Consider the following 19,929-nt stretch of genomic DNA (forward strand, 5'->3'; position numbering starts at 1 on the left):
GTGAATTTCTTCAGTTAATGAAGAATTTCACCTTTTTTGGTTGGCTGACATAGCAACATTGAAAATTGAGCAAATTAAAATGCACGATACCAGAAGAATATCGGAATCGTGCATTAATAATATGGATTTAAAAATATCTAACTTTTACGTCACTTTTCAAACTTCTAGTAGACATTTTTGTATTTTGTTTAAACACGTAAAATTATTTCTTATAAACAATTTTACCGTCAGAAATCGTTAAATCAACTTTAGCATAGCGAATATCCATTGGATCAATCTTAAATAAATTACGGTCAAGAACAATAACATCAGCTAGTTTTCCTGCATCAAGGGTCCCCAAATCATCTTCAAAAGATTCAGCATAAGCTGACCACTTGGTATGTGCTCTCAAAGCTTCTGCTAAAGTAACAGCATGTTCATGGAAATAGCCTCCGTCTGGCTTACCTTCATTAGGTTCACAACGTGTAACCGCTGCGTAAATTGTCCACATAGGATTGACTGAATAAACTGCAGGAAAATCAGAACCAAAGCCCAAATGATTGCCTGCATCTAAAATCTCACGATACGGCCAAGTATGAGACAACCGTTCTTCTCCAATACATGGCAGGTATCCTCCACTCATAAAGTCACCGGTACAATGTTGCGGTTGAACACAGCACATAACGTTTAACTTCTTTAAACGATCAATATCATCTTGACGAATCATGTCAATGTGTTCAATTGAATTATGCAATTTTAATTTACCAAATTTATTTTGAGCATATTGATATGCATCAAGAGCCATTGTACTTGCTTGGTCACCAATTGCATGAATCTTAACTGGTAAGCCTGCCTCTTGCGCTTCTAAAACATATTTATTCAGCTCATCCTGCGTTAAAGAAGCATCTCCTTTAACACCAGGATCATTATCATATGGTTTACTCAACAATGCAGTATGAGCTTCAACCACACCATCAAGAACTTGCTTTAAACCAGCAACTCTATGTTTATCAGTATGATATTTTTTCTTTAATTCCAAAGCTCCTTTAACGTCTGTTAATGACGGGAACGAACTTATTCTGGTAGTTAATTCACCACTTTGTTCTAATTCGTCAAAAATTTCAGGAATATTATCATTAGTTAATCCTGACGGATAGACATCTGCCACAGAAGTCATTCCTAATTCACGAAAATGCTTTAAACATTTCAACAATGATTGTTTTAATGTTGGAACATTTAAAACCTCGTCCATCATTGCCTTGGTTGCAGGTGGCTCATATAAAATTCCATTTAATTCACCATCATCATCGTGACCGTAAATTCCACCTTGAGGATTTGGTGTATCCTTAGTAATTCCAATTTTGTCGAGAGCAACTTGATTGCACCAAACGGAGTGTAAATCAAATGAATTTAGACATATTGGACGGTCTAAGTTTAAAGCATCCAATGATTTCTTTGAAGGTGTATGCGGATTATCCCAAACTTCTGAATACCAACCGGTACCATAAATCCATGGATTATCAGGATGTGAAGCCGCAAAGTCCTTAACCATCTGTACACATTCCTCTTCACTCTTGCAATCCATCATTTGTATACAAAAATCTGGATCATTCTGAACGGAGCCTAAAGAAATATGCATGTGCGAATCATTAAATCCAGGCATTATTAAATGATCTCCACAATTAATGACTGTTGTATTTTCATCAACGTAACCAGTCATTCTTTCAAGTGGAACAACCTTTAAAATCCGATTACCCTTAATTAATACACAGCCAGATTTAGGTTCATCATCATTGCCAGTAAAAATAGCTGTTCCCTTTAAAATATAGTCTGCTTTTTGTTGTGTCATAATCAAGTCTCCTTAGATCATTTTTTAGCTTTACTACCTAATTCAGGTAAAACCAAAATACAAATAACTGATAAACCAAAAATTAAGGATTCAATACCTAAGTTCTTAGCATAATCATTGCCAGCAACCATTGATACTAAAATTGGAATAATGTATGAAATTAGCATTGAAACTGTACCAACAATACCACCGGCACTACCAGCATATTTTTCTCCAATTTCAGGAAATTGAATTGGCATTGCTTGAACAATTGGTCCACTAATAGCTGTGAAGAAGCCATTAATAACTAACATTGCCCATAGGAAAAAGCCTGCAGGAGTATACCAAGTAAAGTACATAACAACTGCACCAATTAATGTAGTAACCGTCAAAAATAATTTATAACGACCAATTTTATTGCACATTGCTGGTCCAATCAATGAACCAAAGAAACTACCAACTGTAACAATTGCTGACATTACACCAGCTGTAGAATTACTAATATGTTGTCCTAAATTTAAAGCTTGAGGTAAAAAGCCGGCATAAGCTGTCGTAGATGCAATACCTAAACCTGCACAAATTGAAACAATCCAAGTATTTTTACTTTTAATTGCAACTTTTAAATATTTCATAGTTGGCTCTGCAGGCGGTAAAGATTCTCCTTTTGGAGTATCTCTAACAAAAACAATCCAACAAATTGATAAAACTAACAAAGAAACTGATGAAAACATGTAAGCAGAATTAACTGTTTTGAACCACGAGCCAGTAATTTGTGAAAGTGTAATTCCTAAACATGATGCAGCATAAAACACACCCATAGCCGAATCAGTATCTTGCTTAAACCAAGTACCCAAAACTTTTATTAAATTAGCATTTAATAAAGCAATAAATATCCCGCTCAATAAAAGCATAATCATCATCATTGCAAAATTTTGAGCAATAAACCGTCCAAATGCACCAATTACAGATAAGATACATCCTACTGTAATAACTTTTTTCGAGCCAAATTTATCGCCAAGTGATCCTGCAGGGATACTCAAAATAACCGCTACAAGCATTGGTGCCATTAACAAACTAGAAAATTGTGCAGTTGAAATGTGTAATTGTGGCATAATTTCAGTAGCTAAAGCTGAAACTTGAAACTGAATATAATTTGCAATTAAGCACAATAAACTAACAATAGTTAAAATTACCCAGCGATAACTTGGTAACTTTTGTTCTTTCATTCTCGTTCTCCTTTTTACTTACTTAAATTGTAAAATTTTTACATGATTAAATTAGTAAAATTAAGAGCTAGATACAATCAACTTTGGTTGTAAATTTAAGGTTTCGCCTAATTTAAACTTTAGTATGAGATAATAAAAATGCCTTTAAATCAAGGATTATCTTAATCTAAAGCCATTTTTATTATTTTTCTTCTTTGTATTCCATAAATACATGCATTAATTGACTACGTCGGTCAACTTCTAATTTTTTGAAAATACTGTAAATATGCGATTTAACAGTACCAACAGAAATGAATAATTCATCTGCAATTTCTTGATTTTTCTTACCTTTTAAAACTAAACGTAAGATTTCTGATTCCCTTTTAGTCAGTTTATAATATTCGCAAAATCCTACGACTTGACTATCTTCACTGGCAACTTCTTTTTCATGTATCATTGCCTGATACTGATTCATTTTATGCTGCAGCAGTACTTCAAGCTGATTTTTATTAGCAATATCTTCTTCTTGTCTAGCAAACCAAATAATTAAAAGTGAAAGAATTACAGAAAAAAGATCTTCACTTAATCCTATTACTTTCATATAACTAAGCAATCTCTGCACTGCTATCGAATTCAAATGATACAAAGCAAAGTAAACAATACCTTCAATACACGATAAAGCCATAAATAAGGCTGTAACAAACACTACTTTATTGTAAAGAAAATCATTTTTTGTTTGTTTTTGTCTTTTTTGAGCATAAAAATAATAAAAAATACATAATACAAAAATGCCAGCATCTTGTATACTTCTCTGCCAAACCACTGTTTGGTTATCATTATAAAAATAAATTACGTGAATAATATCCAAAATTACTACAGAAATGATAGGTAAATAAAAAATTAGTTTAGGTTTTTGGGATAACATTTTAGCTACCAATTTAACATACAGATCTCCTGCAATTAAAAAGAATAAAACTCTTGCAAGGTAATAAGCTCGATCAAAAATATTTAACCCACTGTTAGTTGCTTTAAGTAAATCAAATGAGAATGCAAAAGTACTATCAATTATTAAAATGACAAATAATAATTCTACATAATAAAAAAGATTATTATTTGTTATTTTATAAGCATAGCTTGCAACGTTTATCACCCATAAATATAGAATAATAAAGGCAATATTATAAATATAAATAAAAATTTCTTGCAAATTAATTTCTCCCATTCTATGCAGTATTATTTTGCAAAAATCAATAAATATTATCTTGAGTCTACCATAAATAATTTTATTACTTCCGTTATTTTAAAATTCCTCATAAAATCTATGATAGCGCTTTTCAAAGTAAAAGTATACTTGCTCTGTTTTTGGCTGAAACAAATCATATAAAAAATATTCACGGGAAAACTTCTAGTGGACATTTTTATATTTTGAAATACTGATTTTTTTGATTAAGCAAAGTTATAAACCTGTTTAACTGAGTATCTAACTGATTTTACTTCGTCTACATAATTTTGTAGCTTTTTACCAATTGCAATAGCCGTTACTGGAACAAAGCACCTAGGGTCTAAATCAAAGGTTTCTACTCTACAGCTTTCTTAGGATCATAACAGTGACTACAAGCTATAAGCATAAATTGCATAACAGCTAGAGAACCATCAATTGAAGAATCATTACCAATGTATCGTAATCTGCGTTCTCATATAAAGTTAAGAATATGTTAAATACTTCATCAAGTTTAGCCTTGTCAATTTGTCTATTATGATATGCTTTGGTCCATAGATCACGATAGGACTTAAATGCCCAAATAATAATACCATTGCTGAACACGTTTCAACTTGTGGCATATTAAATTTCATAAAGTATTTCTTCAAATTCCTCATATAAAACTTCAACTTCTGGGTCAAAAAATCTTTGAGATTGACTTTGATTGCAATATCTTTAAAAACAGTTTTATTATCAATAAAATTAAATTATTTTCGAATCAAGTAGACTAAATTGCTTTTAATTCATAAAATGGTAGTTCAACAAAAAAGCAGTAGATCGATATTCTTGCAAATACTGAATCGCTGCTTAGTTTATATTTTATGACTATTAAAAGTCTCTATTTGAATTAAAGAGTTTCAATATACTTTTGAGCATTCATTGCTGCATGACGACCTGAGTTAACATTATGCGCGCAAGCGGAGCCACCTAAAGTAATTGTATAAACATTACGGTATTGCATCGTACTGTCTACTCCTGAAACATAAAGACCTGGAATTTTATCAAAATTATCACGAATAACTTCAAACTTACGGTTTGAGCCAATACCACCAACACCAATAAGATTAGATGGATCCAATCGGGCAATATAAAATGGTCCTTCATCCAAAGCCACTAACATTTCTTTTTCTTTGTTAAATTCTTCATCTTTACCATTAGCACAGTAAGAATTATACTTTTTAATTGTTTCAATGAAGTCAGCAACCGGTAAGCCAACAGCTTTGGCCAAGTCTTCAATCTTGTCTGCCTTAAATAAAGAGTTACCATCATTTGTTTTAACGGCTTCGGCTAAAATTTTATCGGCACCATCTATTCCTTTAGTTATCATATCGTAAATCTTTTGACTAAATACTTCATAAGTAACTTTAGTAGACTTGATTGCCATTCTTTGGTAAAGCAAATTATATTTCTTAACATTTTCATTTACCAATCGGGCACCGTCCTGGTTAACGAACACAACCGGACCACCTGATGGTAGTGACATGAAACCATTAATTGGGTCAATATACAAATGAACACCTTCGTGTGGTAGAGCTTGAATATAATTCATCATGAATTCTGCCGATTCCATAAGCATATCTTTAGCGCCTAACGACATTGCCATCATGTAACCATCACCGGTATTACTTGGCATTGAGCAATAATGCAGATTTTTTGTCTGCCAACCTTGTTTTCTAATTAATTCTGGATTATGACCAACACCACCGGTAGCTAGTAATGTGGCTTTAGCATTAATCTGTGTTACCTTACCAGTTGCATTACGAATATATGCTCCAGTTACTTTGTCACCATCATACATAATTCCAATAGCGCTAGAATTCAAAACGAAATTAATACCCAATTCATCCGCACGTTTCTTCATATAAGGAACATAGCCCTCTGAGGCAAAACCGCCCTTAAACCAATGAAATGTTGGAAAAGCACAGGTACCGTGGTAATCATCAACATTAGTTAGTTGAACTCCCTGATTTAACAGCCAGCTAATATTTTCGGCAGAATTATTAACTAGATCGACCCAGAAAGAACCATCTGTTCGATATTGAGCAAGCTCCTGTTCACGAGCAATGATCTCCTCTTTTTCTGCATGAATACCTGCCTTTTTTTGCATATCAGTATTAATGCCAAAGATACCTTCAACACCACCACCATTACCAGCTACAAAACTGTTTTTTTCAATTACAATAGTTTTCATTCCTAGTTCACCAGCTTGTACAGCAGCTGCTAAACCCGAAATACCGGCTCCTAAAATCAAGAAATCAGTTTCTTTTATCTGATCGATCTTATCTGGTTTACTACACCAATTTTGATATTCTGATTTCTGCTCTAACGTTGAATTATTTTTATCAACTTCTTTTGAATTATTTGTTGTACCATATTCAAATTCTTTAGGATCACCACCTGCTTGCTTAATAACATTAGCAACTGCGTCTATTAACCCTTTACTTGAATAAGAAGCACCAGTTAAAGTATCAACAGCCAAAGACTGGTCTAAAATTATCTTTTGCGGAATTTGAGAAAATACCGCATCCTCAAGACTATTAGGAACTATTTCCTTATTTGCAGTTATCTTTTTAATTTGATTATCGGCAATCTCAACTTCTATATCAGTTGAATTATTTTCATAACCAGCTGCAGCAATTTTATATATACCTGACTTCAATTTTTCCATTATGAATTTCTCCTTTTTTTAAATTCATGTTAAAAATATCACTTAAATTAACAACAGTGAAATGAAATAGTATTATTATTAATAAAAGAATTTTATTAATAATGGAGAAAAGCCCATGAATACTGAATATTTAAAATTGTTTCTCAACCTTGCCGAGACGTTGAATTTTTCACAAACAGCCAAGAATGTTAATTTAACACAACCTGCAGTAACACATGCAATCAATAAATTAGAACAAGATTTAGGCTTCAAATTATTCAACCGCAATAAAAGAACTGTAGAACTAACCGAGGGCGGAAAAATTTTACACGAAAATGTTCAATCAATTCTTGTTAAATTAGATGCAACTATCCAAAGCGCACGAGCTGCAGAAGAAAAAGAGTTTTCTTCCCTTGCTATCGGCTATACTAGCACCTATTACGAAATTCAAAAGTTTCCTGAATTAATTAAGCAATTTAATAAATTGCATCCCGATTCTCGTCTATACCTAGAAAATTTTGACCATAATGTTTTAAAACAGCATTTATTAAGTCAACAGTGCAATGTGATTTTTTCCATGCAAGATATTATTAATTCACAGAACATTAAGTTTATCCCGTTAATCAAGGGACAGTTTGCATGTATAGTGCCTAACAAAAATCATCTTGCTAACCATAAATTGTTGAAAATTACCGATTTAAAGAATGAAACTATGATTTTCTTTAATGCTAATATTTGTCCTCCACGACAGTTCAAGCTTCAACGCTTAATTAAAAAAATATGTCCCAACGCAAATTATTTATATTCTGATTCAGTATTACTCTCTCATACCTTTGTAAAGGGTAATCTTGGCATTGCTATGATGGTAGATTTAGCTAGTGTTAAAGATTCTCCTGATTTTAAGGTCATTCCTTTAGAATATCCAGATGAATTTCCTTATGTTTACGGACTCTCTTTTCTAAAAAACACTATTAATCCAACCATTAAAGATTTTGTGCCTTGTGTTACAAAGTATTTTATCTAGCGCTTATTCACAACCAACTATCAAATTTTTATAATTACTATTAATAAAATAAATCCAGATATTCATTTTGTGCAGTTCAAATTCTAAATATACAAATCTAGTAGCTCTAATATTTTTATTAACTTAGATACTACACTCATATCCGTCAATAATAATGCAATACTTTTTACCAAAGCAAAAGAACATTGCTAAGTAGCAATGTTCTCTTTTTTTATCTATTAAATTTTTGAATACTCTATACACTCTAATAAAGGTTTATTCTCCTTTAAACGTACCTGCTTCAACTTGTTTAATAAAGTCAGCAACGTGCTTGTAATAGACATCAGGATTATCTACCATTTGGTGATGGCCGGCATCTGGTGTTGTCACTAAACGGGAATTTGGAATCTCCTTCTGCATAATTTTTGCAGTTTCTAGTGGCATTGTATCTTCTTCACCAAAAGTTAGCAAAGTTGGCATCGTAATTTGTTTCAAATATTTTCTAAAGTGCCAATCCTTTAATTTACCAGTGACTACGAATTCATTATCACCTTGAAAAGTATGATAGACAGGCAAGCCACCAATTCGCTTAATGTGATACAACTTGCATGGCTGACGTCGATCCAGAAAGTTAATATTCAAGATTTGGATGTCTTCGCGATAGCGCGGATTGGCAAAATCATGGTTATCTTCACATTCACGCATAAAGTTAATTTCTGTTTGCGGTAAAATCTCTTGTCTGCGTCGATTAATTGAGTCGATATAATCATCAATTTCATCAACCATTGAAGAAATAATCGTACCTTTAAGGTGAGAACCGTATTTTACAGAATATTCTTGTGCAAGAAGTCCGCCCCAACTTTGACCAATTAGATAAAAATTGTCTAATCCCAATTTATCTCGAACTTCGTCAACCTCATCAAGAAAGTATTCATAAGTTAGATACTTTTCAGCAATTTTAGGGTCTGAGTAGTCGGGTTGGTCAGAGTATAGTGAACCTAATTGATCATACATCGTTACCTGAACACGTAAGCCTTGCTTGGCTAATTGATCCGCAGCATCTTCCCAATATTCATGATTACCACCAGGACCTCCATGTAACGCAAGCAAATGAATATCGCCCTCACCTTGCGTACTAGTCCATAAATGATACCCATTATCTAATGTGATAATTTTTGATCCAGTTTTCATATTTTCTCCTTGTATATTTAATAATTATTTGATATATCCTACCTTGTACCACAACGGCTGGTAGTTATTTGTGTGTGACGGCTTTAATGAGTAGCCCGTCAACTTGTCATTAACTGCGGTAATTTGGTAAGAATTATCAATTGGAATGACATAAGCTTCATCATTCATGTATTCTTGCCATTCATGGAACTCTTGCACCCGATATTTGTGATTAAAAGCCTTTGAAGAATTAATTTCTGTCATCAATTTATTGTTTTTGGCAGTCACAAATCTAGACATATTAAATGGCGCAGTTTCACTATAATAAGTTTGCGGTGACGGTTCTGATGGCATAGACCAGCCACCAATAAACATATCAATTCCCGGATCATCGTGTTGAAGTTTATCATAAAACGAGTTGTGCTCAATTAAACGTCCTGATGCTAATTGGACATTTAAACCAATTTTATGCCATTGTTGAATATAATTTTGAATAATAGGTTCTTGGGTTGAGTCACCACTCATGGCCGCAATATTAATAGTCAATGGTTGGCCATTAGGTTGCCTGCGCCACTTGCCCTTCTTTTTATATCCAGCTTTATCTAAAATGCTGTTAGCCTTTTTCAAATTATAAGAATAGCCCTTAGCATTTTTATCAAAGTAATCACCGAATTGCGATGGAATCAAGGTTGGAACTCTAAAAGTTAAGCCATAAGTATAACGTTTATCAACCGCATCAACATTCATTGCATAACCAATAGCTTGGCGCAATGCCTTGTTATTCATTTTTGCTTTAGGATTTTCAATGTTTTTACTTGCCTGATTGTCCCATTTACCTACTTTAAAGGCCAAGTAGTGATAGCTCAAAGGGATTTGAGCAATGAAATTAATTTTTTTGGTGTCTTTAACTTGGTTCCATTGGGTGTTAATGACCTGCATTACGTCAAATTTATGGCTTTTAATTGCTTGTGAAGCAGAATTAGGGGAAACCACGGAAATGACAATTTTATCTAATTTTGGCGTGCCGCGCCAGTAGTACTTATTAGGTGTCCAAGTAACAGATTGACCGCGGACGATTTTATCAATTCTGAAAGCACCAAAGAACAATGGCTCTTTTCTAATTTTATCAGAAGATTTTAATTTGGAGAAAGGTATATCCTTTAAATAGTGATACGGTTCAGCCACATCCCATAAATAGCGATTTCCAGTATTGAACATGCTAGGATTGAGTTCCTTGAAGTGCATAATAATAGTTCTACCATTATCACCATCAGGCATTTCAATTCCTGAAATAGTCTTGGCTTCACCATCATGATAGGCTTTAAGCCCATTAAGAATCTCGAACTGACTACTGTATCTTGGACAATTGGCAGCCTTATTAGCTAAAATTTCATAAGCATATTCATAGTCTTTAGCGACAACTTGCTTACCATCAGACCATTTGACTCCCTTTTTAATAGTTATAGTAGCCGTTTTCTTTTTTACATCTAATTTAAGAGTAGCTGGTCCCTTGTCAGTAACTTTGTAATGGTCGTCGCTATCAAATAGTGTTTCAAGACCTGGAGCTGCAACTTGGGAGTCAATATCATCAGAAGATAATTCTTGTGAAAATATTCCGGCAAAAGGTGTGTCTGTTTCAAGACCTATCTTTACTGTGCCGCCCTGCTTGCTAGCTTTTTGTGGAGTTGACATTGGGAACTTAGATGCTGTTTTGGTTTCATCATTGCCGGCATTGTTCTTGCCACATCCCGCTAGGACAAGACCAGAAAGACTTATAATTCCGATAGATTTAAATACATTTTGTTTGCTCATCATGATATATCACTCGCTTCTACATTCAATTTTCATATTTAAATAATATATCATAAATATTTCATAAAATCACCACATTTATGAAATAAATGTTTCATTTTGCAGCTAATCAGGGTAAAATAATAGCTATTGCTAATACTAAATATATCTTTAGGCTTCATGATAATTGAGAGATAGAGGATTAATTATGGATAATGAAAAAATTAATAATTTTGCTGAAAAAGTAATTAAAGAATTTCACTTACCAAGTTTAGGTGTGGGCATTTATCAACATGGTGAAGACTTTAGTCATGTATACGGCGACGCAAAAGAAGACAGCTTGTACCCACTAGCATCAATTTCGAAAACATTTTTAGCAACAGCAATTTGTCAGCTTGCAGATGCAGGTAAGATAAATTTGGACGAGCCTTTAAAAAAGTCTTGGCTAGATTTTAAAATGGTTGATAAATATGTTGAAGAACATCTGACTTGGCGAGATGCATTAAGTCATCAAAGTGGCTTGCCAGCACATGACTTAATGCGTTTTACCAATATGAACGAGCACGACTTATCCTTAAGAGAAAAAGCAGAACATGTTGGTTATTTAAAGCCTACTCATGAATTGAGACAAAAAATGCAATATAGCAATTTAATTTTTGCAGTAACAACCTATGTAATGGAACAAGTTATTGATGAAGATTATGGTACGTATGAACGTGAGCATTTGCTTAAGCCACTTGGAATGAACGATACTTACATTAATCATCATGAAGCACCATTTGCTAAAATCACCAAACCATATATTAGAGATAAAGATGTGACAAAAGAAGTACCATTTATTGCACCAGGCAAGGTTGGCGGTGCTAGCAGCATGATAGCTACCATTTCTAACCTACTTACTTGGGCAAAATTTCAACTGCAAACGCAAAAAACAACTAAAAACGAAGTCACAGCCCAGCGTTATTTACCACAATCAATTATGTTACCCAACCGTGCTTATGGTGGTGCCAACTTCGCTGCCTATGGTTTAGGAATGATGATGGAAGATTATCATGGGCACAAGTATTTTTATCATAGTGGTTCATACATTGGCTATTGTTCATTCTTGGGATTTGTACCAGACCTTGACTTAGCTTTTGTATTTACAACCAATATGGATTCTACAGATGCAATTTTTGCATTAGCGTACCAAACAATTGACGCTGCATTAAGTATCAACACAGTTGATTGGACGACTAAAGTATCAAAGATAATGACAGCCAAGATTGCAAATAAAGAAAAGAAACTTAATGCTGTGAAAGGAACTATATGGAATCATGTTAAAGCAGATACTGCCCAATTAGGTGATTATCATAATCCAGGATATGGATTAGTTACTTTGAGCGCTGAAGATGACAATTTGATGGTTACTTTAGGCAAATGGCGTTATCCTGTGATGATCAATAATCAAGGTAATATGTTTATTGAAGAACGATTATACGAGCATGAACTTTTACCAATTACATTGGGCAATAATGTTCTGACAATTTTAACCGAGCCAGCATTAAAGCTGCCAACAGAGTTTGAAAAGGTATAGCATTTTTTAAGCTTTAATTTAGCCCTAACTTCCCTCTTTTTTTCGAAGTTAGGGCTTTTTTTATGATTGATTTTCAATCATATCGCCAATAATTAAAGAAAAAATACACGATTCCGATAAATATCGAAATCGTGTATTAATAGCAGTATAAATTAGTGGAACCAATGAGTATTTTTATCTGTAAATGCAAGTAAGTCGTTACTCATGTACAAAATATAAGTAATAAACAAAGTTAAGTTAGCATCTCCTTGGAAAGCCGTTACACCCCACAGAATGATCGACATAATTCCTTGAATCGTCCAAAAGTAATATTGTTCGCGAAAACGCAAAGTACACAATAATGAACCAGTTATCCCAATTGAACCCGCAAATGCGTCAATCCAGGGCCGAGGGCTAATGAAAATCTTGGTATCCATAAAGTAAAGAGCACCAGTAACAACAGCAAAGAAAATCAAAGTGAGCAGCCATTTAGATGCATTCAACCCGTGAATATGTTTTTCTGCGTCTTTTGCCCACGCAGGCAGTAACAAAACCGGCAAATCTAATAGAAAGATATATGATGCTTGCAAGACAACATCGGCATAATTACGAGCATTAATTGCTACCACAATATAAATTAACGCCGATAACAGCCCCAAAATACCGTTTAATGGCTTAGCGTTTGTAATTGCCAGCGTGCAAGTAAAGCCCATAATTGCCGCAATCATTGTTACCAGCGAAATGGTATTTATTGGAGAACTAATTGTAGTGCCAATAATAACCCCAATTCCCAGCATTAATAACAAATAAGTTTTAAAACTCCAACCGCGCATTTGCTCAACATACCACTTAGGCCTGAAGACATCAGTATTTGGCTGTATTTTCATTATTTTCTCTCCTTACAGATACAATATTTAGTATTTTTAAACATGTTACCTATCATATCATGTGCTTTTACTAAAATACAATTTTTTAAATGGTGGCAATCCAGTCAGGACGAGAACTTGAGCAATTTGATGAAAATAAATCTTATGACTCTGGTAAAATTAGAATAAAAATTTTAAAATTTAATTTGGAAAAAAAGAGGCAATAGGGTATAATATTCTTTGTTGTGGAGAGTTGGCAGAGTGGTAATGCACCGGACTCGAAATCCGGCGAACCAAGTTTTTCCTTGGCGCGCAGGTTCAAATCCTGTACTCTCCTTTTTTATGTATTTTAACGTTTTATAGTGTTTGAAAATCCCGATTTAAAGGGATTTTCGTTTTTTAACGGTTGTATGAAAAGTTTTTTATTCTGTGCTTTTTCTGTGGAATTTTAAACGATTATCGCTTTTTTACAACAGTGGTGATTGCTTTTTATATATCTAACACACAAAAATACCACTCGAATTAACGGGTGGTGTTTGTAGTTCGGTGTCTAACTCCTAGAACCTTCCGAACTTGATCTATTAAATTATAACACGAAAAAAGTCCTTGAAATTAATCAAGGACTTAGCCCGTCTGCGCTAATTACTTCCACAGCCTACCGCCAATGTAAACACTAAGCTGCTAACTTAGATTAGGTACCTTATGCGCCTTTCTCTAGCAAATATTGTAACACACTATTATTTATATTCGAAAAGTTGTATTTTTATTTGAAACTCGTTTGAAAATAGTTGATAAACACTGCTATGACAACAATATCTCTTTTGAATCTCTTTCGATTTATGTATCACATTTAACCAAAAAACAATTTTAAAAATGTTTTTTGGTATATAATTACTACTGAATACGCTAGTGAGGACATGTCAATGGATTATGGTGGAATTAAAAATAAAGAAGAAAAAATTGATTGGTGTAAGACAATATTATCAAATATTCCAAGATTTGGTAATCTATCGGCTATAATTTCATTTATTGGACCAATAATTGCACAACATCCTAATATTATTGATTTAAACTCCTATATTTCCCAAATAATTTTGGCAATTTCTACATTTGTTGCATTTATTTCAGGGATATTAGTTGGTTTGCGTTTCTGTTTTCCTGTTATTATGCATTATTTAAAATTTGGAAAAATTGATTTTTTTCTAAAAAGTATAAAGACATTGAATAATATATTTTCAATACTTTTTTTGCTTTTTACTTTTTTTCTAGATTGGTTTATCATATCTGCTTATTCTAAAGATTTAACACTAAATATAATTATTACTTTTATGATATTTTTGCTATCAATTGGTAATGGATATTTATTAGCAAACACTTTATATATCACACATTGCAAAAAAATTGACAGCTAATATTTAATAAAACTAATAAAACAAAAAAGACCGACTGTAGAGCTTAATTGCTCTATGGTCGGCCTTTTCGTATTGGTCCCCGTAGAGATACCAACGCTTGCTATTCAATTATAAAATAATATTTACTTTTTTACCATTGATCCACTTATCTTTACCAGCACCAATTAGTAAATAATTCTTTTCCATGCGCAGCACTTTGTATCGGTCGCCTTTCTTGAATTTTCTACCTGTCTTTGGCCCACCAGGTAAAGCGTGACCAACTGCAGGTCCAGTAACCTGACAGACAGCGTGCATGTTTGGATTAGTGAACAGTGGATTCTTTTTCGTAATCACTGTGCGCCAATCAACCCAACCTGTCTTGCCTTTATATGTAACTTGGTAGAAACCTTTGTCGCTCTCAGCTTGCATAATCACAGTCTTGCCATAAGGCACCATAATCAACTTCTTGTCGTTATTCGGCTCTGCCCACAAAGTTGCATCTGACTTTTTTGTGACGCAGACAGCGCCCATGTCAGTTGTCTTAACCAACGGATGCCAAGTCATTTCAATATCCCCTTTCGTTTCGTTCTTTGCATGATTATCCCAGTCAATATCTTGACCATTATAGTAATCTAAATCTAAGTCACCTGGCCAACCTGTCAATCTTCCAGCTGGCGTGTATTGCACAATAGCCAGTCTACTATTACTCCAACTATTTAGCCGGCCATAAATTGGTCGTGGCTTATAGCCTGGATGTGCAGTCATTGAGTTATACTGTGCAACCCATAAATAATATTTACCGCTAATTGAACGCCAGTTATAACTATTTTCATCACTCAAACTCATGTAGATTAATGGCTTTGTTCCAGTTTTCTTGTAAACATAGTCCAAGAAATTCTTGGCCCATGTTACCCCACCAACTGGCACTGCTGCGCCTTCATAGTCCAAAGCCAAAATAGCGTTCTTTAGATATGGCTTAGCAATCCGCAAAAAGAAATTGGCTTCTGCAACGTAATTGCCAGCATTTGCAAAGTGATATAAGCCAATCTTCTTACCTGCCTTTTGCGCTGTTTTCAGCTGCGAATTCATAGCAGGATTGATGTAACCTGTTCCTTGTGTTGCTTTTACCAGTATAAAGTCGCCGGCTATCTTAGTATTATCGATCCCGGCTTGATAGCTAGATTCGTCAACACCATTCTTTACTTTAGGCATTCTGATCAGCTCCAGAGTTTACATCATCCTTGATAACTGGTTTTTCAGTTTGGTCCTTAACATCGTCTTCATTATAATCATCAGCTGTTGCAGGCGTTTCTGCATCAGTCTTATCTGGCTTGTCAGCATTCATCTTAGCAACTTCCTTTTCTGCAAAAGCTCTAATCGCTGCTTCAATGGTAGGGTCAATCTTGACACCACGCGCAGCAAGTACACGCGTTACTTCGCTGATAACAGCATTCATCTTAGCTTTGCCTTCACCTTGAGTTGTTTCTGCTTCATGGACAAATGCGGCTGCTAAGTCGGGAATTTGTGCAATCCATTTATTTTTAATCGTATGATGCTCGCCATAAACCTTAACACTAACATAAGCTACGATTGCAACAACTACTAATCCTGCATAACCCCAATCCAAATAATCTTTAATGCTCATAATTATTCACCCTCCAAAATATTTGCTTTAATGCAACCGTCAGCATTGATGGCCGCTACTTCTTTTTCATTCTTATCAACAAAAACAAGTCCATTTTGACCGAACAGCATGTTTGTATCGTCTCTAGCTCTCACTTTTAATTTGCTCCTTTAAAATAACTGGCATTGCCAATGCCTGCTTGTATAATTTTGTTCCTGTACCATTGCCGTGTAGAGCGTGGTAACTTTCATAAATATGTTTTAGGCGAGTGAACTGTTGCTCTGTACCACCTTTTTGCACATAAATTATGCGGTAGCACAGTTCGTCAAGTTCAGTATGTAAAATTTCTTGCATACCTTGTCCAACAATATCCAATTTAGTTTGAATACTAGACAGTGTTTTATCTAAGTCGGGTATTTCACTAACTAATTTTTTATTGGTTTCTGCACGCTTTTTGTGTCCAGTCCATAAACCAACCACGAACTGAATAATGCCTAAGCGCCAAATCCATTCAAATAATAAATTCCAGTCCAAACAAAAACACCTACTTTTCTACAGTAGATGTTTCTGAGTAATCGTTACCCGTAATTGCTTTATAATCGTCAGCTGTAATACTACCCCAACTAACAAATTCTGCTATTTGATTGATATTATAAATACCCAAAGCAAGCATTTGCTTACAAAAATCAATGAATGCTTCCATTATTGTGCGCCTCCATTATCTGTAGGCTTATTTGCCATGCCCTTAGCCACCATGATGCCTAGCTCGCCCATTTGCTTTTGGCTAGCTGACAATTGACTTTGCAGCGCAGAATTGCTTTTCTTTAGTGCATCATTTTCTTGCTGTAATTGAGCAATCTGCGCCCCCTGTGACTCTGGATCCATTTCAACCCACTTGCCAAGTGAGCGGTTAAACTTTGGATTTTTAAGACTAGGGTCTGGTGCTTCTGCAATTAATGGATATGGCACACCTTTGTCAAATTCGCCAACAATACCTACAAGTAAACATGGATATTGTTCGTTTGATAAATAATAAGCTGTTTGTTGCACAGCTGGTTTTATTGTTTCTTCTGTCATAATAAAATTTCCTTTCATAAAAAAAGCAACTCACACGAGTTGCTTAAGATATTATTGTTCCTCCACCAAAATCATCGTATTTAAACCACATAGGGGTAGATATTTTTTTTGTCAGTAGTTTGCAACAAAATGTAAGTTATACCAGCACAATTATCAAAGCAAAAAACTTGAACATTTAAGATGCTTGTTCCAGCTATACTTCCAAAGTATCCATTATTGATAAAGCTTCCATCGGCTTGGCGAGAATAGTAATCAATGTTTTTTCCTACATGATTTAAATTATAAATTTGTGGAAATTTCAATGTATAAGCTTTATCTTTACTCCCTAGATACAGTGGCATAAACTCACCGCCAATCTAGTATAAAGTCTATATAGTAGGGCTTTTACCCCCCATTTATGAAAACGATGTCATCCTTACTTTGCCAGCAAACATGTTGCGCTGTTCTATCTACAGTGTAGAAATATAATGTACCATTTAATTTGATTGAACCTGCTATGAATAGCGCACCATCATCAGGTACCCAGCCGTTATTACTAGACTTGATTCCTGTTGCAGCTACAGGTTCCTTTGCAGGAAACGTTCTAACATTTACACTAAATTGCTTGCCGATATAATTTTTTTCAAATTTTTTATCTTTATTTCCCAAATATAGCGACATTTACATCGTCTCCTTAATCTGGCGTGTGATAGATAGTGTGACTATCTAGGCCTTTGCCAGCTATTAGTGCATCGACATCAGCTTGACTCATATCAACAAACTTCCAACCTGCTGTTTTTATTTCATCAATTTCTCCCTGTACGTTACTGATGCTTTGCTTATTAGCTGTAGCTTGAGAGTTAGCCGAATCAGCTGCTGCTTGAGCTTTATTGGCTGAACTTGCAGCATTATCAGCTGTTGACTGGGCTTTTTTAATGTTTTTATCGTTGATTGATGCTTGATCGTAGGCATAAGTTTCAGCATCCGATTTAGCTGTAGCAATATTTTTGTCCACAGTTGCCTTGTCATAATAGTTGCTCATATCAGGTTTAGGGATTTTGCCCATCTGCGTGTCAGTATAATTTTTGCTGTCATCAACGTGTGGTAACCATGTCATATCTGGTGGTGTACCTATATCTTGCCAGATAGACAATTTTGCCATTTTGACTTTGGTAGCCGTTCCGCTAATATGCGCTGTAACTGATGTGACATTAGCGTTCGTAATTGTTGAAACTATAGTAGACCAACCTTTTTGACCACTTGCAATATCATTACCTTTAACAACATATAAAGCAGAATCGCCATTGTAAGCCCATAAGCTAATACAATCTGAATCACTATTACTAGTGTTATCAATCCAAACTTTAGCTGTTACTTTACCTCCGCTAATAATTGGAACCTTAGTATTGCTTAATAATCCATTACCGCCAATATCCTGTAGCTCATCGTTTGTACCTTCAAGCAGGTTCGGTGCAAATAAAGGTACTTGAACATTGCCATCACCATCTGGCTTTTTACCATTAAGTGATTTAACAAATGACGTGAAATCAATTTTATTAAAGTCAGCTTTAAGGCTATCTACCTTTTTCTGTACAGCATCAGCCTTTGCATTTAGGTCAGGCATAGTTGTATTGACTAAAGTTTTAATTTGTTGATTAATTGCACTTAATTGGCTTGTTAAGTCAGCTTTTAAGTTAGCTTCAAATGCAGTGAAATCAGTTTGGAACTGATTTTTCTGATTAGCAAAATCGGTTTTAGCTTGCTGGTTAGTTGCATTAACTGTAGCCTGCATGGAACTATCAAGTTTATCAATTTCAGCTTGCCAATTACTATCTAAAGCTTTATATTTTGCATCATATTGCGAAAGCTGGTTCTGATAGGCGGTTATCTTTTGATTGAAAGTATTAACTAGCTGATTTAGCTTGTTGGTGTTACTAGTGATACTGCTATTAATCGTATTATTTTCATCACTGACAAACTTGGCTAATTCTTGTTGTGCCTTATCCAAGCTAGCCTGCATATGTGTCAGCATGTCCGCTGCACTCGACCAATAGTTGTCATTAGACACGTTTAAATCTGCTTGTTTAATAACTTCGATATGAAAATTATTGGTAGTATCAATTAACCCGTTATTTGATTCAATTTCAAACCACGCTTCACCTGTTTCTTGATAAACTTCAGGTCGCAATTTATAGCTGATTTCACCATAGGTTGGGTCAACTACTTGAACGTTACTATCATCAACCATACGATTACCGTTTTTATTTTCAGCAAAAGCAAGTTTAAAATTGATCAGATCATAAGCATTGCCATTGGCATCAATAATTTTAGCTAGAATAACTAAGCCTTTTTCTGATTGACGAATGACTACATCATCATTTATATCAGAATTATTTTTGTCCGTGTTTAGTGTTAGTTTCGGAATGCTCATGCGATTCTTGCATCTCCTTCTTTAGTTGCGCATTTTCGGCTTGTAATTTTGCATTTTGGATTGTTAAGTCACCGATGGTTACTCCTAATATTGCTATTGCTTGATTTTGATTATTCATTTTT

At 34.4% G+C, this 19,929-nt stretch carries 20 protein-coding genes and 1 tRNA gene; 4 read left to right on the forward strand and 17 right to left on the reverse strand.

The window, feature by feature from the left end:
* Window positions 1–202 precede the first annotated feature (202 nt).
* The 4 genes from OZX76_RS05435 to OZX76_RS05450 all read right to left on the reverse strand — a co-directional run bounded on the left by OZX76_RS05435 (window position 203) and on the right by OZX76_RS05450 (window position 6,941).
* Window positions 203–1,828: an amidohydrolase gene (locus tag OZX76_RS05435; RefSeq protein ID WP_277178492.1), complete on the reverse strand. Its 1,626-nt coding sequence runs from the start codon at window positions 1,826–1,828 to the stop codon at window positions 203–205.
* Window positions 1,829–1,845: 17 nt separating this feature from the next.
* A complete protein-coding gene (locus OZX76_RS05440) occupies window positions 1,846–3,033 on the reverse strand; it encodes an MFS transporter (protein WP_277178494.1) in 1,188 nt (395 codons plus the stop codon).
* 181 nt (window positions 3,034–3,214) lie between these two features.
* Complete coding sequence (locus tag OZX76_RS05445) at window positions 3,215–4,219, reverse strand: helix-turn-helix transcriptional regulator (RefSeq protein WP_277178496.1); 1,005 nt, start codon at window positions 4,217–4,219, stop codon at window positions 3,215–3,217.
* Between the two features lie 901 nt (window positions 4,220–5,120).
* Entirely contained in the window at window positions 5,121–6,941 is a 1,821-nt protein-coding gene (locus OZX76_RS05450) for an FAD-dependent oxidoreductase (RefSeq protein WP_277178498.1), read from the reverse strand.
* Window positions 6,942–7,056: 115 nt separating this feature from the next.
* Here OZX76_RS05450 and OZX76_RS05455 point away from each other — a divergent pair, with 115 nt between their 5' ends.
* A complete protein-coding gene (locus OZX76_RS05455) occupies window positions 7,057–7,944 on the forward strand; it encodes a LysR family transcriptional regulator (protein ID WP_277178500.1) in 888 nt (295 codons plus the stop codon).
* Window positions 7,945–8,199: 255 nt separating this feature from the next.
* Here the strand turns inward: OZX76_RS05455 and OZX76_RS05460 are convergent, their stop codons facing one another.
* A complete protein-coding gene (locus OZX76_RS05460) occupies window positions 8,200–9,114 on the reverse strand; it encodes a proline-specific peptidase family protein (protein ID WP_277178502.1) in 915 nt (304 codons plus the stop codon).
* A 24-nt stretch (window positions 9,115–9,138) separates the two neighbouring features.
* Window positions 9,139–10,905, reverse strand: coding sequence for an oligopeptide ABC transporter substrate-binding protein (locus tag OZX76_RS05465; protein ID WP_277181508.1), 1,767 nt, complete (start codon window positions 10,903–10,905; stop codon window positions 9,139–9,141).
* Between the two features lie 187 nt (window positions 10,906–11,092).
* On the opposite strand from OZX76_RS05465, the gene OZX76_RS05470 reads away from it, so the two are divergent.
* On the forward strand, window positions 11,093–12,460 hold the full coding sequence (locus tag OZX76_RS05470; protein WP_277178504.1) for a serine hydrolase domain-containing protein: 1,368 nt from the start codon (window positions 11,093–11,095) through the stop codon (window positions 12,458–12,460).
* Window positions 12,461–12,612: 152 nt separating this feature from the next.
* Here OZX76_RS05470 and pnuC read toward each other — a convergent pair whose 3' ends face one another.
* Complete coding sequence (gene pnuC, locus OZX76_RS05475) at window positions 12,613–13,326, reverse strand: nicotinamide riboside transporter PnuC (RefSeq protein WP_277178506.1); 714 nt, start codon at window positions 13,324–13,326, stop codon at window positions 12,613–12,615.
* A gap of 226 nt (window positions 13,327–13,552) precedes the next feature.
* Here pnuC and OZX76_RS05480 point away from each other — a divergent pair.
* Window positions 13,553–13,642 (forward strand) — tRNA-Ser (locus OZX76_RS05480).
* 586 nt (window positions 13,643–14,228) lie between these two features.
* A complete protein-coding gene (locus OZX76_RS05485) occupies window positions 14,229–14,717 on the forward strand; it encodes a hypothetical protein (RefSeq protein WP_277178508.1) in 489 nt (162 codons plus the stop codon).
* 108 nt (window positions 14,718–14,825) lie between these two features.
* On the opposite strand, the gene OZX76_RS05490 is transcribed toward OZX76_RS05485, so the two are convergent.
* The 10 genes from OZX76_RS05490 to OZX76_RS05535 all read right to left on the reverse strand — a co-directional run bounded on the left by OZX76_RS05490 (window position 14,826) and on the right by OZX76_RS05535 (window position 19,925).
* Window positions 14,826–15,908, reverse strand: coding sequence for a GH25 family lysozyme (locus OZX76_RS05490; RefSeq protein ID WP_277178510.1), 1,083 nt, complete (start codon window positions 15,906–15,908; stop codon window positions 14,826–14,828).
* Window positions 15,901–16,341 carry a phage holin, LLH family gene (locus OZX76_RS05495; protein WP_277178512.1) on the reverse strand — a complete coding sequence of 147 codons (441 nt, stop codon included), beginning with the start codon at window positions 16,339–16,341 and terminating at the stop codon, window positions 15,901–15,903. The genes OZX76_RS05490 and OZX76_RS05495 overlap by 8 nt, the downstream gene beginning before the upstream one ends.
* Before the next feature lie 2 nt (window positions 16,342–16,343).
* The gene (locus OZX76_RS05500) at window positions 16,344–16,475 is read right to left on the reverse strand and encodes a hypothetical protein (protein WP_277178514.1); all 132 of its coding nucleotides are present in this window, start codon (window positions 16,473–16,475) and stop codon (window positions 16,344–16,346) included.
* Window positions 16,465–16,854, reverse strand: coding sequence for a hypothetical protein (locus tag OZX76_RS05505; RefSeq protein ID WP_277178516.1), 390 nt, complete (start codon window positions 16,852–16,854; stop codon window positions 16,465–16,467). The genes OZX76_RS05500 and OZX76_RS05505 overlap by 11 nt, the downstream gene beginning before the upstream one ends.
* Before the next feature lie 10 nt (window positions 16,855–16,864).
* Entirely contained in the window at window positions 16,865–17,023 is a 159-nt protein-coding gene (locus OZX76_RS05510) for an XkdX family protein (protein ID WP_277178518.1), read from the reverse strand.
* Window positions 17,023–17,397, reverse strand: coding sequence for a hypothetical protein (locus OZX76_RS05515; RefSeq protein WP_277178520.1), 375 nt, complete (start codon window positions 17,395–17,397; stop codon window positions 17,023–17,025). The genes OZX76_RS05510 and OZX76_RS05515 overlap by 1 nt, the downstream gene beginning before the upstream one ends.
* A gap of 80 nt (window positions 17,398–17,477) precedes the next feature.
* Window positions 17,478–17,738, reverse strand: coding sequence for a hypothetical protein (locus OZX76_RS05520; RefSeq protein WP_277178522.1), 261 nt, complete (start codon window positions 17,736–17,738; stop codon window positions 17,478–17,480).
* A gap of 43 nt (window positions 17,739–17,781) precedes the next feature.
* The gene (locus OZX76_RS05525) at window positions 17,782–18,057 is read right to left on the reverse strand and encodes a hypothetical protein (RefSeq protein ID WP_277178524.1); all 276 of its coding nucleotides are present in this window, start codon (window positions 18,055–18,057) and stop codon (window positions 17,782–17,784) included.
* Window positions 18,058–18,070: 13 nt separating this feature from the next.
* Entirely contained in the window at window positions 18,071–19,807 is a 1,737-nt protein-coding gene (locus tag OZX76_RS05530) for a BppU family phage baseplate upper protein (protein WP_277178526.1), read from the reverse strand.
* Window positions 19,767–19,925: a hypothetical protein gene (locus OZX76_RS05535; protein WP_277178528.1), complete on the reverse strand. Its 159-nt coding sequence runs from the start codon at window positions 19,923–19,925 to the stop codon at window positions 19,767–19,769. The genes OZX76_RS05530 and OZX76_RS05535 overlap by 41 nt, the downstream gene beginning before the upstream one ends.
* Window positions 19,926–19,929 lie beyond the last annotated feature (4 nt).

Origin of the sequence: Lactobacillus sp. ESL0677, assembly GCF_029392875.1 — a bacterium.
GTDB lineage: Bacteria > Bacillota > Bacilli > Lactobacillales > Lactobacillaceae > Lactobacillus.

Coding starts and splice junctions, on each gene's coding strand:
- OZX76_RS05510 (WP_277178518.1), bottom strand. CDS start 17,023: ATGGAAGCATTCATTGATTTTTGTAAGCAAATGCTTGCTTTGGGTATT.
- pnuC (WP_277178506.1), bottom strand. CDS start 13,326: ATGAAAATACAGCCAAATACTGATGTCTTCAGGCCTAAGTGGTATGTT.
- OZX76_RS05465 (WP_277181508.1), bottom strand. CDS start 10,905: ATGAGCAAACAAAATGTATTTAAATCTATCGGAATTATAAGTCTTTCT.
- OZX76_RS05515 (WP_277178520.1), bottom strand. CDS start 17,397: ATGACAGAAGAAACAATAAAACCAGCTGTGCAACAAACAGCTTATTAT.
- OZX76_RS05435 (WP_277178492.1), bottom strand. CDS start 1,828: ATGACACAACAAAAAGCAGACTATATTTTAAAGGGAACAGCTATTTTT.
- OZX76_RS05495 (WP_277178512.1), bottom strand. CDS start 16,341: ATGAGCATTAAAGATTATTTGGATTGGGGTTATGCAGGATTAGTAGTT.
- OZX76_RS05455 (WP_277178500.1), top strand. CDS start 7,057: ATGAATACTGAATATTTAAAATTGTTTCTCAACCTTGCCGAGACGTTG.
- OZX76_RS05450 (WP_277178498.1), bottom strand. CDS start 6,941: ATGGAAAAATTGAAGTCAGGTATATATAAAATTGCTGCAGCTGGTTAT.
- OZX76_RS05530 (WP_277178526.1), bottom strand. CDS start 19,807: ATGAGCATTCCGAAACTAACACTAAACACGGACAAAAATAATTCTGAT.
- OZX76_RS05535 (WP_277178528.1), bottom strand. CDS start 19,925: ATGAATAATCAAAATCAAGCAATAGCAATATTAGGAGTAACCATCGGT.
- OZX76_RS05490 (WP_277178510.1), bottom strand. CDS start 15,908: ATGCCTAAAGTAAAGAATGGTGTTGACGAATCTAGCTATCAAGCCGGG.
- OZX76_RS05485 (WP_277178508.1), top strand. CDS start 14,229: ATGGATTATGGTGGAATTAAAAATAAAGAAGAAAAAATTGATTGGTGT.
- OZX76_RS05460 (WP_277178502.1), bottom strand. CDS start 9,114: ATGAAAACTGGATCAAAAATTATCACATTAGATAATGGGTATCATTTA.
- OZX76_RS05525 (WP_277178524.1), bottom strand. CDS start 18,057: ATGTCGCTATATTTGGGAAATAAAGATAAAAAATTTGAAAAAAATTAT.
- OZX76_RS05520 (WP_277178522.1), bottom strand. CDS start 17,738: ATGCCACTGTATCTAGGGAGTAAAGATAAAGCTTATACATTGAAATTT.
- OZX76_RS05470 (WP_277178504.1), top strand. CDS start 11,093: ATGGATAATGAAAAAATTAATAATTTTGCTGAAAAAGTAATTAAAGAA.
- OZX76_RS05440 (WP_277178494.1), bottom strand. CDS start 3,033: ATGAAAGAACAAAAGTTACCAAGTTATCGCTGGGTAATTTTAACTATT.